This window comes from Elizabethkingia bruuniana (genome assembly GCF_002024805.1).
GTDB classification, from domain to species: Bacteria; Bacteroidota; Bacteroidia; order Flavobacteriales; family Weeksellaceae; genus Elizabethkingia; species Elizabethkingia bruuniana.
This window is the reverse complement of record NZ_CP014337.1, coordinates 2,084,044-2,097,984: the sequence shown is the minus strand read 5'-3', so window position 1 is coordinate 2,097,984 and position 13,941 is coordinate 2,084,044. Positions and strand designations below refer to the sequence as shown.

Sequence of the window (13,941 nt, the reverse complement as noted above, 5' to 3'; positions counted from 1 at the left end):
TGTTTGTGATTTAACTATCAAAAAAAGGCGGGCAATACGGGGACTGCCCGCTTAAAAAACTGTCAACAGCTTTTTATTAATAAATGATAGATAAATGAATTTTATATTACGGAGTACAGGTAACAATTTGTTTTCCTGTTCCGAAACCTGACATATAAGTCGTTCCCAGTACCAGCTGAGAAGCAACTACAGTATTATTTCCTGTAGTGTTCCAGGTAATTTTATTGAATGAATTACCATTGAATAGTTGTAATGGCTCAAGCGCTCCACCAGCAGTTTTACTTCCAAACATTGAAATTGTACCATCTTTACTGATTACAACTCTTACTAAAGGTTTTCCTTCAGTTCCTTTCATATTGTATATTGCAGCAATAGTACCATCCTGCCATGCTGTACCATCTGCAAACCTGATGTTTTGTGAAGGTGAAGAACCTCTTTCAAACTGAATTTCTCCGGTAGCCATTTTAGTACCGTTAATGGTAAGGTTGAAAGAATTATCCAGTGTGTAAATATCGAATACAAAACCAAAGTCTGTTGCCGGCATAGTGAAAGTTTGTGTAACACCATCTTTTACAGAAAAAGGAACCGGATTAATATCCTGTCTGCATGGACCAAATCTAAGATTCAGGTTATATTTTACTCCAGGAGTAATTTTTAGGTTGTCTATTTTTGCAGGTTTAGTGACCCCGTCAATAGTTACATTCCCTAAATTAAGCTGCCCGGTAGTTGTAGTACTGGCAATAACCTGGGTTGCGCTACTGGTTAAGACGGGTTGATTAAGGTTACTAAAACTAACACTCTGACCTGAAGAAAGAGGCCCGTTATAAGTTAAAGCATCTGTTGCAAAGCTTATATCAGCAGAACCGTTAGCAGGAGTTATTACAGGATTGCTGACAGCTGAAATATTTCCAACCTGTCTTGCATCCAGTTTTGTAGTAATCTGGCTGTATTGGTGTTTTAATACAACATCCAGATTGTTAACTCCGTTTCCGCTTACTGTCATATTTTTCTTAAAATACATAAGATCCCCACTAATACCGGATAATTTTGCAGCAGCAAGAGTTCCGCCGTTGTTTATTGATGGGGTAGAAGAAGCACTATTTACAGAATAGGCTACAAAAGTATAATTCTGACCACCGTTTAGTTGAAAACCATCAGTTTCGCCATTTTTGTAAACAAATTCTTTTTCAGTAACATAGTTTCCGCTGTTGTCATATACAGCAACTTTATATCTTACACCTGTACCCAGTTCTGTAGGTGGAGTTGCCGCAGCCATCGGGTTAATAGATGCCTGAGCCTGGCTAGCCAATGAAGGTGTATTGGACTGAGGTGTAAGGGTTGCCATTATAAAGCTGTCATCACCAAGTGATATCTTTGTCTGTTGCGGGCTGGAAGATACTGAATTTGATTTACCGGCAGAAGCTTGTAAAACAGGAGTTTCTTCAATATTCTCTATCCCTGAAAGGTTTACCCGTACATTGAAAGCTGAAGGGTTCGTATTATTGTCTTCTATGCTACCGTCAGTACTTTTGCATGAGATAACAGCAAAGGATAATGCTAGCAGCGGAATGCCCGCAGCCTGTAATTTTAATTTCATCATTGATTTGTTTGTGTTTTGTTTGCTTAATCTACTGGTCTACCATTCGATAGTTCGGTTATCATCAGGGTCTTGTGTCCATTCTTCCTGAACCTGGCCACCACTATTTGGGGGGACAACTTTTGCAGAACCGGCAGCTATGCCTTGTTCCATTTCCAACCATAATACATCCAGCGCAGGAGCAGAATACTCCTGTTTAAGGTTTTCTTTAATCATCATTTGTAATCTTCTTTATTTGTTTGTGTTTTATACTAAGTCTCCAACATGTTGGAACTGTGATCCAATTAATTATATATAAATTATAATAACCAGCATTCTGCACACTACATATGTGTGATATGAGGTTTAATTTATTATTCCTCTCAGTGATTTGGATTTTTCAGTCTTATTTTGAGCAAAAAGCTAGCGCTGTGTAAAAAAATATTTTTACATCAACTTTTTATTCAAAAATCTAAATAGTACTTAGGTAAACAGAAAGGTTACCCCTAATTGTGATTAATAAGTTTCTCATCATTGTGTGTTGTTTGTTTGTGTTTTTGTATTTATAAACATCCTATAAAAGAGGATGTTGTATTATTACAATGACAAATATAGAGTTTTTAATTTTATTAAGAGTACTGTATGCCAATCATTTATGTCAATTATGATAATTTTAACAATCTATTTAGTTTTTTTTAATATTGATTTTCTTAGTATTCATGGGGGGTGTACTATGTTTTATATGTATAGTAAAAAGTGAAATATTTTTTTGCTTGTCTCTTTTTCTATCTTGGTTTTTGATGAAATTTAAAATTATTTAATCAATTTTGTCATTGTATTTTCAAATCCGAGGAATATGAAATTTTCCTATGTTTTATAAATCATTATGAAGTTTAAATTTATTATCCTGACATTGTTTTTTTGTTGCCCGGCATTATTTTTCGCCCAGTCTCAAAAACATTATATCATCTTTTTACACAATAAATTTTTAGAGAATCATGCTTTATATGAGAAGCATCCACAATATGGTATTGCAGAATATAAAGCCATCATTCACAAACTTGAAGATAAAAATACCATTGTGATCTCTGAGAAGAGAAAGCCCGATACTGATATCAAAGCTTATGCAATGAAAGTAAAAAAGCAAATTGATAGTCTCTCCCAGAAAGGAATTTCCATTAAAAACATTACCATAATAGGGACTTCTCAGGGAGGTTATATAGCTCAATATGTTTCTTATTATATGAAGAATCCAGAATTAAAATTTGTATTTGTTGGTTCCAGCTTTAACGATGACTCTTTAAACAGGGATACTAATCTCAGACTTTATGGAAAGATTCTCTCTATTAATGAAAGCTCTGATAAAGGAAGTGTGCCATTATCCGGTCAAAAGAGATTTATAAGCTCTAAATTAAATTCTTTCAAAGAAATAGAACTCAATACAGGGCTAATTCATGGCTTTTTATTTAAAGCTTTGGATGACTGGATATTGCCATCAAAAGAATGGGCTATAGGAAAGTAATCCATTTATGATTCTATCTGGCTTTTACCTTATTAATCTCTTCCTGAAGTCTTGGTCTGATATCTATTTTAGCGTTGGAGAAACTAAAGATGGTGGCACCATATTCCCGTGCATATTTATTGGTCACAGAATCTGCTATTACACTATGTTTAAAGAATGGTGAAGTCTCCTTTAATTCATTGTTCCTTTCACTTTGGTTTTTCACACGGATGAGGTAAATGTACTTTTTATGAAGGTCGAACCAGTTAATATAATCTGCATTAAAAGAAACAGCTCGTATTCCATATTTTGAATAAAAATTAATAGCACCAGCCTGTCCGTAATTATCACATAAGACAAGCGTATGTGCCGGATCATTGAATTCTAAATAAGCTTTGTCGACTTTGTTGGCGAGCTCTTTCCATCCCAGCATATCTGCAAAATCCTGAGGCAAAGGATACTCTTTACCATCTTCCCAACGAAGCATTCCCAGTTTATGAAAAGTTTCTTTGTGTGTTATATAGTAGTCTGGGCTTCTATTAGGAAAAGCCACTAAATACATTGGGATAAAAGAGGCTATAGCCAGGATAATACAGACAGGTTTTAAAATTTTCAGAGATTTTTTCTCCAATAGATGTGCTATATAAACAGAGCCGAAGGCAAAATAAACAGGATAGACACCAATGGCATAATAATCCTTTGCTTTTAGGAAAAGAAAAATGCCAAGAGTAATGAAGAAAGACCAGAATAATAAACGGAACTTTTTAAAAGACTGATATCTGAAAAGTGAATAGAGTCCTAGAAGTATTATAATATTAGTTCCCGGAAAAAATAAAAACTGTGAGCGTATAAAGTCCAGTCTGTTGACATTTACAAGCTGTGTGTCCGCTAATTCTTTCATGTGGTGGATAACCGGGAAGTTATTTTGGTACTGCCACAAAAGATTTGGGAGGATTAATACAAATACCAACGCCAGAATAAAATATAACTTTTTGTTTAAAAATATTTTTCTCTCAGGTGTTATAATAAAGGCAGGTAAAAGTCCAATGACAGCAAACACTATATTGTACTTATTTAAGAATCCAAAAGCAAAGGTAATTGCGGCATAATATAGCCACTTAAACTGGTGCTGGTTGATATATTTTATAATAAAAAAGTAGAGTAGGGTCCAGCAAAGAACATCTAGCGAATTTGGCTGATAAAGGGTGTTAAGACGAAATAAAACTGAAAAGGTGATGCAACTAGCTCCCAGAATGAGTGCAAATAAGTTTCCGCCAAGTTCTTCGATTGTTTTCCATACGACAATGGTGGTTAAAACACCAAATAGTGCAGGAAAAAATTTGATCCAGAAAACAGAATTTCCCAGAAGCTTTATGATATAAGAAATCCATGAAGTAACCGGCGGAACCGATAGATATCCCCAGGCTAAATGATTTGCCTGATCCAGATGGAGATATTCATCTCTTTGCAGATCATATTCGGGAAGGATGAGTGAATACTGTATAAGGAATTTCAGGATGATAAAACTAAAAAGTACAGTGGTTTTAATGAAACGATCCGAGTTTGTAAAATTACCTTTCATATTACAGTATGATTTAATGAAAAATAAAGCAGACTTAATAAAGCCTGCTTTACGAAGATACATTAAAAAATGTAATATTTTGAAAATCTTTTTATTATGGTTTATTAGTTGACATCCAACTCCTCACCAGCGATATCTTCCCAACGGTAATAATGAAAAGTTTTATCATCACTCATCACAACAAAAAGGCCATGTCTGAATGTTTTATTCAAAGGAATACTTACCATATCAGAACCATCACTTTTGTTGGCCATTACTTTTACAATTTTTAGCAGCTTGTTTTTTCCCTCTCTGCTAAAGATATGGAACTTATTAGCGCCCTGATCAGAAACCAGGATATAACCTTTTTTGGTCTTTGTTTTGTAAATGGAAATTCCTTCATGATCTTCTGTAAAACCAGTCTGAGCGAATACACCAAGTTCCTGGTTGCCTTTATCAGGATCAGCATAGTATTTTCTTACACCAAATTGTTCATCCGAGTAATAAACATAACCATTCTCATTATCTACAGCAATAGATTCTATTTCCTTTTTACCGCTATAATTACCAAATTTCCGTACAAGTTTAGCTTCTACAAATCCTTTTCCGGAATCTGATAACAGATACTGCCAAAGATAAGTGCCATCTTTAGGACCCGTTTTTCTGCCGGTAATTGCATAAATATTTCCTTTTGGATCTGTATACAAAGCAATCCCCATAAGGTCTCTTTCACCTTCTCCGGTTTGTCCTTCAAACATTGGGAGGCCACCATTATCTATAGGTTTCATATCTGGTAAAGAGAAAACTCTTAGCTTGTGGGTGTATCTTTCTGTTGTCACTGCAATATCCGTCTTTTTGCCATTTAGCATCAATCCATATGCAATGTCAACATTATTAGGTCTTTTTAACCCCGTTACAGAAAGATCCTTTTGTATTTTACCCTCCAGATTAAAAACAAAAAGACCACCATTAATATCTTTATCAGTTCCTATTACAAGGCTTTTAGATGGATCTGCAGAGTTTACCCATATTGCAGGATCATCGGAGTCAAAATTTACAGGCTCGGTAACAATAACCGGCTTAATAATTTCCGGAGAAGCAACTACTTGTTTTTGACTCGAACAGGACAGCGCGGAGAGACTGATAAGTGTATATAAATAGTATTTCATGATATCAATATGTTATTGTCCGTATGCACCGATGTAGGATGATGGTTCCGGAGATTCATAAAGTGTATTGTTAATGGTAAGTCCTTTCGGGAAATTACGGATAATATTTGTGCTTCCTTTGCCTAGTGCAGATGAGCCCGATGAAAGATGAAAATCCCATGCATCATTAAATAAAGCGCTGGTATAGCTGTTATTCAATGGATAATTTTTAAACTTAGGGTCGTTTGCCTGAGGTGTTGTACTGATCACATCATTGCTCCCACTAAGAATATCACCATTATTGGGTGTAAATCCGGTAACAGCATCGGCTGTATAACCATAATAAAGATTATTAGAAGATTTAGAACGGGTATCAGGTTTGTTTTTAGTATCCTGTTTGATACCAAATCTTGTATTGGCAAACAATGTATTGTAAACTTCGGCATAAACAGAGCTTTCCAGCCATATTGAACCACCTTTAATATCCGGCCTTCTCCAGCCTGTATTGATAATGGTATTGTTATAAGCGACGACATGGGCCTGAGGAGAACGTCCCCCAGAATTGGAAAGTTTTAGCGCATTGGTGTTGTTGGAGAAGAATAAGTTGTAACTAACATCGGCAAGTACTCCGGATTTAATGTTTACACCTTCTCCGCCTTTATTTCCGGTACTGTAAAATTTATTTTTGGAAATGATAAGCTCACCACCTTCCAGGTAAGTAGCATCATCGTGAAAGTTTCGGATAACGGAGTTGGTAATAACCAACTTGCCTTTAGTATTAGAGAACCATAAAGCAGGAAGGTTTTCACCTGCTTTTGCTTTATATAATCCCATTTTTACAGATGTTGATGCCTCGGTAGTAGTGGCTCCGCCAAGTTCTATAATGGTATGGTCCAGCAACATTTCAGTACAGGTAGGAGTTGCCAGAATTCCGCCCCATACCTGTCCCCATGAATCTGGTTTTCTGGTTTCGGCAGGGCCTGTTATTTTCACAGGATTTACAACAGTCCCCATACTATAAAGATTCCCTTTTACCACAAACTCCGGTTTTGTATTGGGATCCATAATTACGGTAACACCCTCTTCCAGAACCAGCGACTTTCCCTCAGGGACAATAATATCCCCACTTACATATATTGTTGTGTTTTTGTTCCATATACCGAATACTTCTCCGTGTACGCCGCTGGTGTTTGGAGCTTCCACAGATGTGTCTACCATAGAGTTGGCATTCTCACAAGACTGAGTAATACTCAATAGAAAAGCTAAGGCAAATATTTTATAGTATTGTGTTTTCATTGTCTCTTTAGATTTTGAATTTTACCCCCAGTAAATAGGTTTGTTTGTAATAATCTTTTCGGATAAGGGTTTCGTTATCAGATACCCTTTGATACGGAATGTTTTGGTTTTCCGGGTTACTTCCTTTTATAAATAACTCCATCGGTGTATTCAATAGATTATTAGCCTTTAGGAATATAGTTACGCCATTCTTCAGCTTCTTTTCTATAGAAAAGTCCAGCTGTACAAATCCTTTTTGCCAGATATCATTATCCAGATATTGGGATATTGTATTAATTCTTTCACCTGTATAAGAACCTGCCAACTGTGCATCCCAGCCATTTTGTACATCCTTGTAGAGTATAGAAAGGTTGGCTATATGTTTACTTTGCCCATACAATGGTCTTTTCTGCATTACCTGAATGGTTTCCAGATCACCAGTCTGGTTTCTGATTTTCTGACTTTTAGGAGTTTCAATATTGCTGTTGGTAAAGGTATAGTTGGCTTTGAATCCTATTTTGTTGAAGAATTTTATAACATCTACTTCTACACCAAAATTACGGGCAGTTCCGAAGTTACCCGGGGAATAGAAAATATCCTGTGGTCTTGTAGGATCTGGTTGTAGTGTATATTCAATAGGGTCTTTAATTGTTTTGTGAAATACACCAATCATATACTGGTCTGTTGCATTAGGAAAGTATTCATACCTGAAATCCAGATTGTCTGCCAAAGCTCTTTTCAGATCCGGATTACCTCTTTCCTGAAATTCTTCATATACAATTCTGGAAGGTACTATTTCATAGAATCCAGGTCTGTTGACAGAGCGGAAATAGGTGGCTCTGAAATTTTGGTTATGGTTGAGTGTATATTTTAAACTAAGACTTGGTAGATAATCTGTATACTTTTGATTCATTTCAGGTTTAGATTCTCCCTGAGGAAAATAGAGTTTGTATCCCTGGTTGGTGTTTTCCATTCTTAAACCTCCCGAAATATGCAGATCCTCTATCCTTGTATTAACCATCAGGTAAGCTGCTGTTGTTTTCTCAGTAGCATCGTATGTTAAAGGGTTAGCGACTGCACCTTTTGGATTTTGTACCTCATAGTCCATGTCCGTATAGCCCTGGTAGTCGGTTCCCCATTGTGCTATAGGGTTTACAGGCTTTAATACATAATTGTTGTAGAAGCTGCTTCTTTTTTTGTCCCGGTATAATCCCCCGAATTTAATTTCAGATCTGTTACCCAAGTCCAATCCCAAATTCAGATAACCTGCATAATCATTATCTGTATTTCTTTGCCAGCTTCTACTGGCATCGGTAGGAGAAGTATGGTTTTCAGCAAAGTTTTTGCGTACCCCCAATGTACCGAAAAGGGCAGTGTCCGGAAGCTCATTACTGGCAGAAGATACAACGGCTGACCAGTCCATATTCAATAATCCCGGTATCAGTCTGTGCTCACCTTTCAAAGTAGAGTTCCATACTCTTTGTTGTTGCAAACGTGTTCTGTTTTGGTAGCTAAGTGAGGCGTTTCCTAATGCAGGATCATAAACGGAATTAGAGAAGTTGGTATTAAGGTTTTCTCTAAGTTGGGTATCTCTAAGCTGTACAAATAAGTTGTACAAAGAGAGACTATTATTTTTATTAAACTTATAATCTAATTTGGTATGAATCCCCAATCTTTGCTGGTTTTCGTAATAGTTTCTGTCACCTTGAGAAGTAAGCACAGCATACTTCATAACATCTACATTGCTGGAATTAAAGAATTGACTTTCTGTAAGACGGCTATTGTTCTGGAAGCTTACAGCTCCTATGAAACCTAATTTCTGATTGAAAAATCTCTTTCCGTAAGAAACCCCGCCACTAAAGTTAGGCATAGCGGTAACACTCTCTATTCTGTAGTTGTTTCTTGGGAAATCTGCATTTTTAGCCTGGTAATTCTTACCTCCTAATTCGTATGGTGAACGGAAATTAATCTGATCTGTAGGGAAGGTTTTAAATTTTCTGTCCATTAGCATCTGACTGTATCCTAATGCCAGGTTTACATTGATTTCCTCACGGGAAGGAGCATCTTTCATCACCATATTTATGGCTCCGCCTACTGCATCACCCTCCATATCCGGTAATAAAGATTTATAAACCTCCAGCCTGTCCAGTAGCTCAGCAGGGAATATATCCAGAGGAATATATCTGTTTTTACCATCAGGGCTGGGTATTTTCACACCGTTTACCAATGTATAATTATACCTTTTATCCATTCCCCGAAGGATGGCATATTGCCCTTCACCATTGCTGCTTCGCTCTACCGAAATCCCGGAAACTCTCTGGATTACATTGGCAACACTAATGTCCGGTGATTTGGCAATGGCAGCTCCCGAAACAATATTAACTACTTGTGGTAATTTTTGTTCTCTCTTTCTGGCAAATGCGTCGGAATCGGCTTTTTTGCTCCCTTTAACACTAATCCGCTCAATCTCCTTCACACTAGATGTTCCCATAAACACTTCAACCTCATTCTTTTCCTCAGCAATAACAATTGTACTGTGAACTGTTTTAAAAGGATTGTAAGTAATAGTATAAGTATATTGTCCCGGAGAAAGATTTTTGAACTTAAATTCGCCATCCAGTCCTGAATAGGCTTTCTGTTTTCCGGGGAAGATCTGTACTTCTGCGCCGGTTACTACTTCTCCGGTTTCGGAGTTGAATATTTTACCTTTAAATTCCTGAGCCATTACCGCTGCTCCTGTAGTGCAGAGCGCAATGAACATAGTCTTTTGTAGAGCTGTTTTCATCCTCACTTTTTATAAAAGCAAAAGTATCAGTTAGAGGCTGAAATCCGATGAACAGGGAGTGAACTGTCTATTAAGGAACTGTAAATAGAGGTGATGTAAAATGAATTTTTTGTTAAGCTTTTGGGCAACGGGTTTTGTTTTATTTAACAGCACTAAAGAGCTAAAGGCTTATAATAAAAATGAGTTTGTCTCAAAAAATGTCATGTTGAGCGTAGTCGAAACATTTTCATTAGCAAAGAACTAATGGTCAAAAATCCTTCGATAGTTCGCCAGGCTCACTACTAGCTCTGCTCAGGATGACAAAGTGTAATACTTTTGGTTTTTGAAACAACCTCATTTTAAATTGTATATTAATTAGTTAATGTTTTGCTATCGATAACAAACCTATACCTTACATCGCCTTTAAGCATTCTTTCGTAAGCATTTGTTATATCTTTGATGTCGATAAGTTCAATATCTGAAACAATATTGTTCTCTGCGCAAAAATCCAACATTTCCTGAGTTTCTTTAATACCACCTATACCAGAGCCTGCAACACTTTTTCTTCCTCCCAGAAGTGGGAATATTCCCAATTCCATTGGTTTAGAAGGTGCTCCAACACAGATATGAACTCCATCTGTTTTTAATAATGAGATGTAAAGATTCATATCATGTTCTGCAGAAACCGTATCCAAAATAAAATCAAAGGAACCTTTTACAGCTTTCAATTGTTCAGGGTCACTCGTTACAACAAAATGATGAGCTCCTAATTGTTTGGCATTTTCTTCTTTTGAAGGAGAGGTACTTAGAACCGTTACTTCGGCACCAAAGGCAACTCCAAATTTTACAGCCATATGTCCCAATCCTCCTAAACCTAGAACGGCTAATTTATGACCTTTGCCAACCTTCCAGTGTCGGAGAGGAGAGTAGGTTGTAATACCTGCACAAAGTAATGGAGCAGTAGCTGCTAAATCTAACTTTTCAGAGATGTGCAGAACAAACTCTTCTCGGACAACAATGGTGTCAGAATAGCCTCCATAAGTAGGATGTCCACTGCGGTCAAGATTGTTGTAGGTTTGTGTATTTCCTTCTAAGCAGTATTGTTCTAAATCATTTTTGCAGTTTTCACACTCCTGACAAGAGTCGACCATACATCCTACTCCTGCAAGTTCACCGACCTTGAAGTCTTTTACGTGATCACCTACTTTAACAATTTTACCTACAATTTCGTGTCCTGGTACCATTGGAAATAATCCGGGAAACCAATCATTTTTTATTTGGTGCAGATCTGAATGACATACACCACAATACATAATTTCAATTTGTACATCGTGAGCTCCAACCTCTCTTCTTTCAAAATTCCAAGATGCTAAATTAGAATTGGGGTCTTGAGCTGCATAGCCTTTTGTTTTAATCATAATTAATAAGATTTGTTTATTCAAATGTAATTATATTTCGGAAGTTGTCTTCCCAAATTTCTGTCTGAATGAAAAATAAAAGTGTGAAAGATTTTCAAATCCCAGATCCAGATAAATATCCGTTGGTTTTTGTTTTTTATGTTTGATCAGATAGTAAGCTTCTTCCAGGCGTTTGTTCCTGAGCCATTGTTTAGGAGGGGAGTCAAATACTTTTTCGAAATCTCTTTTGAAACCTGAAAGACTCCTGCCGGTAAGTTTTGCAAAAGATTCAACAGATACATTGAACATGTAATTCAGGTTCATAAATTCTTCCAGATCTATTTTATGAGGCTGAGAGAAATCAAATAAAATGTTTTTAAAATCAGGGTTGCTTTGTAATAATAGCTCCAGAGCTTCTCTGATTTTTATATTAGCAAGATTAGGTTCAATCTTGTTTTGCTGATTGATATATGGCGTTAATGAAAGGAAATAATATTTAAGAAAATCATTAGGTTCGAAGAACAATTCCTGTTTGTTTTCAGCATGACTATCTATAACAATTTTATGATCTAAAGCATATTGCTGCAATATATCTTTGTCCAATGTTATAGAAAGAAATTGGTACTTACCTTCCTTCGAAGGATATTTTGTTGAACGGATCAATTGATTTTTTCTTACCAGTACTACAGAGCCTTCAGGAACAATTGTATTACCCTGTGCATGCATTGCATGAGTCTCACCAGATAACTGGAAGCCTAAAAAATGATCCGGAATAAATTCTTCCTGCCCTGTATATTTTTCAAATGTACAGGAATAGACCAGTCTGTCAAATATTATATCCTGTCCGGTTTCCATTTTACGAATATCTTAAATTATAAGGGAACTTTAGCTCCCAAGTACGCAATTTCTTTATCCTGTCCGGGGGTCCCTCCGGAAACACCTATTGCTCCGATAATATTCCCTTCTTTATTTTTTATAACTGTTCCGCCCGCTATAGTGAGCAATCCATTATTTGAATTAATCATTCCGTATCCGTGTAACTCCGAGCCTGCAATTATACTACCCATAATATCGCTGTCTGTACCGAACATTACAGCAGTTCTGGCTTTTTTTACAGCAAAATCTATCACACCATATACACTGTCTAGCCTTGCAAAAGATACAAGGTGCCCGCCGGAATCTACCACAGCAATACTTACCGGAATTCCAATTTCTCTAGCTTTTGTAATGGCTGCATTCATTGTTTTTACAGCTTGATCATATAATATATCCATAGTCTTTGTGTTTAAGTAATATCTGAAATATACAGACAGATTTTTATGACTGTCTGTATATTTTTATAGGAAATTTAATTAGCTTTTAGCATTCCATGCTTCTGCCTGCAATTGTTTTACAAAATCTTCAGTTTCTTTAGGATGTACATTTCTGAAGTTTGAGTTATCGTTCAGTGCAACATCGACAATAACTTCTGCCATAGATTGAGGATCAAGTTGGTGAGCCAAAGATTCTGCAGCTCCGTCAAATGCAGATGGAGAAGTAAAATTTACGCTCGGATCATACCAACGGGATATGGAGTCTACGCCACGGTCGTTAAACCCTGTACCAAATACTCCGGGATTGCATGTTGCTACTTTAATACCAAATGGTTCCAGTTCTGTTTTTAGTCCTTCTGCAATGGCTTCCAGTGCATGCTTGGAGGCACAATATGCCGCAACATAAGGAACAGTCCATAAGCCTCCCATCGATGAGGTAAATACAATTTTACCAGATTTTTTAGCAACAAATTTCTTAATAAATCCCTGTGCCAGCTCCAGCGCTCCAAATACATTAATGTCAAACATGGAACGGATCAGTTCCAAAGGCTGTTCTGCTATTGGGCCTCCTTCCATAATTCCGGCATTGCTTATCAGGATATCAATGTCATATTTTTTGTGTGCATAGATAATATCACGTGGATTTGTTACATCGAGTTTGTCTACTATTAGCTCAATTCCTTTTTCTCCGGCTTCTCTTATAAGATCGCTCATCTGAGGATAAACCTGAGTTGTTGCAATGACTTTATGTCCTCTTTTTGCCAGTTCAAATGCTGCAATTTTACCAAAGCCACTTGCCGCTCCTGTAATTAAAATGGTCTTGCTCATATAAATTGTGTTTTAAATGTTACAGAGCAAAATTGGTCTAAATAGTTATAAAATTTATTGCCAAGAAGTTCAATTATATATTGTTGGAAAGCCCATGTTTTGAAGACATGTTAATTTATGCATGACTTTCATCATTTGGCGAAAGAAAACAAGTTTTGTATTTGTACCTTTGACTGACAAAAGTTGGTAATTGAAGTCACTTATTTCGATATTCATCATATTTACAATCGCATTACGGCCTGTACTGCCATTGCTGGACTATGCCCTGAATTACGATTATATTGTGAACAGACTTTGTGAAAACAGAAATCGTCCGCAATTAGACTGTAATGGTATATGTTACCTGTCCAAAGAACTGGTAAAGGTATCTGGCAATTCTCCAAAACAGGAAAATTCCAAGATTAATATTTCCGGTTTTATTGATGCTTTTATTGTAAATGATACGTTTACTTTTAAGTCATTGCTCACTAGTATTACCCATAAAGTAAAACCATCCATTTATTACACCGATTTCTACGACTTTACCTCTCATTCCAGGATATTCAGACCTCCTTTGGTTTCATTATTTTAATTTTTAC

At 36.5% G+C, this 13,941-nt stretch carries 12 protein-coding genes; 2 read left to right on the top strand and 10 right to left on the bottom strand.

Annotated features, from left to right (window positions below; genetic code table 11):
* Positions 1–106: 106 nt before the first annotated feature.
* Both AYC65_RS09750 and AYC65_RS09745 read right to left on the bottom strand, forming a co-directional pair.
* A complete protein-coding gene (locus AYC65_RS09750; protein WP_034870533.1) occupies positions 107–1,600 on the bottom strand; it encodes a hypothetical protein in 1,494 nt (497 codons plus the stop codon).
* Between the two features lie 36 nt (positions 1,601–1,636).
* Positions 1,637–1,816, bottom strand: coding sequence for a hypothetical protein (locus AYC65_RS09745; RefSeq protein WP_021346654.1), 180 nt, complete (start codon positions 1,814–1,816; stop codon positions 1,637–1,639).
* Between the two features lie 646 nt (positions 1,817–2,462).
* Between AYC65_RS09745 and AYC65_RS09740 the strand changes: the two genes are divergently transcribed.
* On the top strand, positions 2,463–3,098 hold the full coding sequence (locus AYC65_RS09740; protein ID WP_034870532.1) for an alpha/beta hydrolase family protein: 636 nt from the start codon (positions 2,463–2,465) through the stop codon (positions 3,096–3,098).
* A 13-nt stretch (positions 3,099–3,111) separates the two neighbouring features.
* On the opposite strand, the gene AYC65_RS09735 is transcribed toward AYC65_RS09740, so the two are convergent.
* From AYC65_RS09735 to AYC65_RS09700, 8 genes are all read right to left on the bottom strand, one after another.
* Positions 3,112–4,659: a glycosyltransferase family 39 protein gene (locus tag AYC65_RS09735; protein WP_034870582.1), complete on the bottom strand. Its 1,548-nt coding sequence runs from the start codon at positions 4,657–4,659 to the stop codon at positions 3,112–3,114.
* A gap of 104 nt (positions 4,660–4,763) precedes the next feature.
* Positions 4,764–5,807, bottom strand: a complete 1,044-nt coding sequence (locus AYC65_RS09730) for a phytase (protein WP_034870531.1) — start codon at positions 5,805–5,807, stop codon at positions 4,764–4,766.
* Positions 5,808–5,819: 12 nt separating this feature from the next.
* Positions 5,820–7,082, bottom strand: a complete 1,263-nt coding sequence (locus tag AYC65_RS09725) for a right-handed parallel beta-helix repeat-containing protein (protein WP_034870530.1) — start codon at positions 7,080–7,082, stop codon at positions 5,820–5,822.
* Between the two features lie 7 nt (positions 7,083–7,089).
* The gene (locus AYC65_RS09720) at positions 7,090–9,846 is read right to left on the bottom strand and encodes a TonB-dependent receptor domain-containing protein (RefSeq protein WP_034870529.1); all 2,757 of its coding nucleotides are present in this window, start codon (positions 9,844–9,846) and stop codon (positions 7,090–7,092) included.
* 350 nt (positions 9,847–10,196) lie between these two features.
* Complete coding sequence (locus AYC65_RS09715; protein ID WP_034870528.1) at positions 10,197–11,243, bottom strand: NAD(P)-dependent alcohol dehydrogenase; 1,047 nt, start codon at positions 11,241–11,243, stop codon at positions 10,197–10,199.
* 30 nt (positions 11,244–11,273) lie between these two features.
* On the bottom strand, positions 11,274–12,077 hold the full coding sequence (locus AYC65_RS09710; protein WP_034870527.1) for a helix-turn-helix domain-containing protein: 804 nt from the start codon (positions 12,075–12,077) through the stop codon (positions 11,274–11,276).
* Positions 12,078–12,094: 17 nt separating this feature from the next.
* Positions 12,095–12,496, bottom strand: a complete 402-nt coding sequence (locus AYC65_RS09705) for a GlcG/HbpS family heme-binding protein (RefSeq protein WP_052114746.1) — start codon at positions 12,494–12,496, stop codon at positions 12,095–12,097.
* A gap of 78 nt (positions 12,497–12,574) precedes the next feature.
* Positions 12,575–13,363 carry an SDR family oxidoreductase gene (locus AYC65_RS09700; protein WP_034870525.1) on the bottom strand — a complete coding sequence of 263 codons (789 nt, stop codon included), beginning with the start codon at positions 13,361–13,363 and terminating at the stop codon, positions 12,575–12,577.
* Between the two features lie 190 nt (positions 13,364–13,553).
* Between AYC65_RS09700 and AYC65_RS09695 the strand changes: the two genes are divergently transcribed.
* Complete coding sequence (locus AYC65_RS09695; protein WP_034870524.1) at positions 13,554–13,934, top strand: hypothetical protein; 381 nt, start codon at positions 13,554–13,556, stop codon at positions 13,932–13,934.
* Positions 13,935–13,941: the final 7 nt, after the last annotated feature.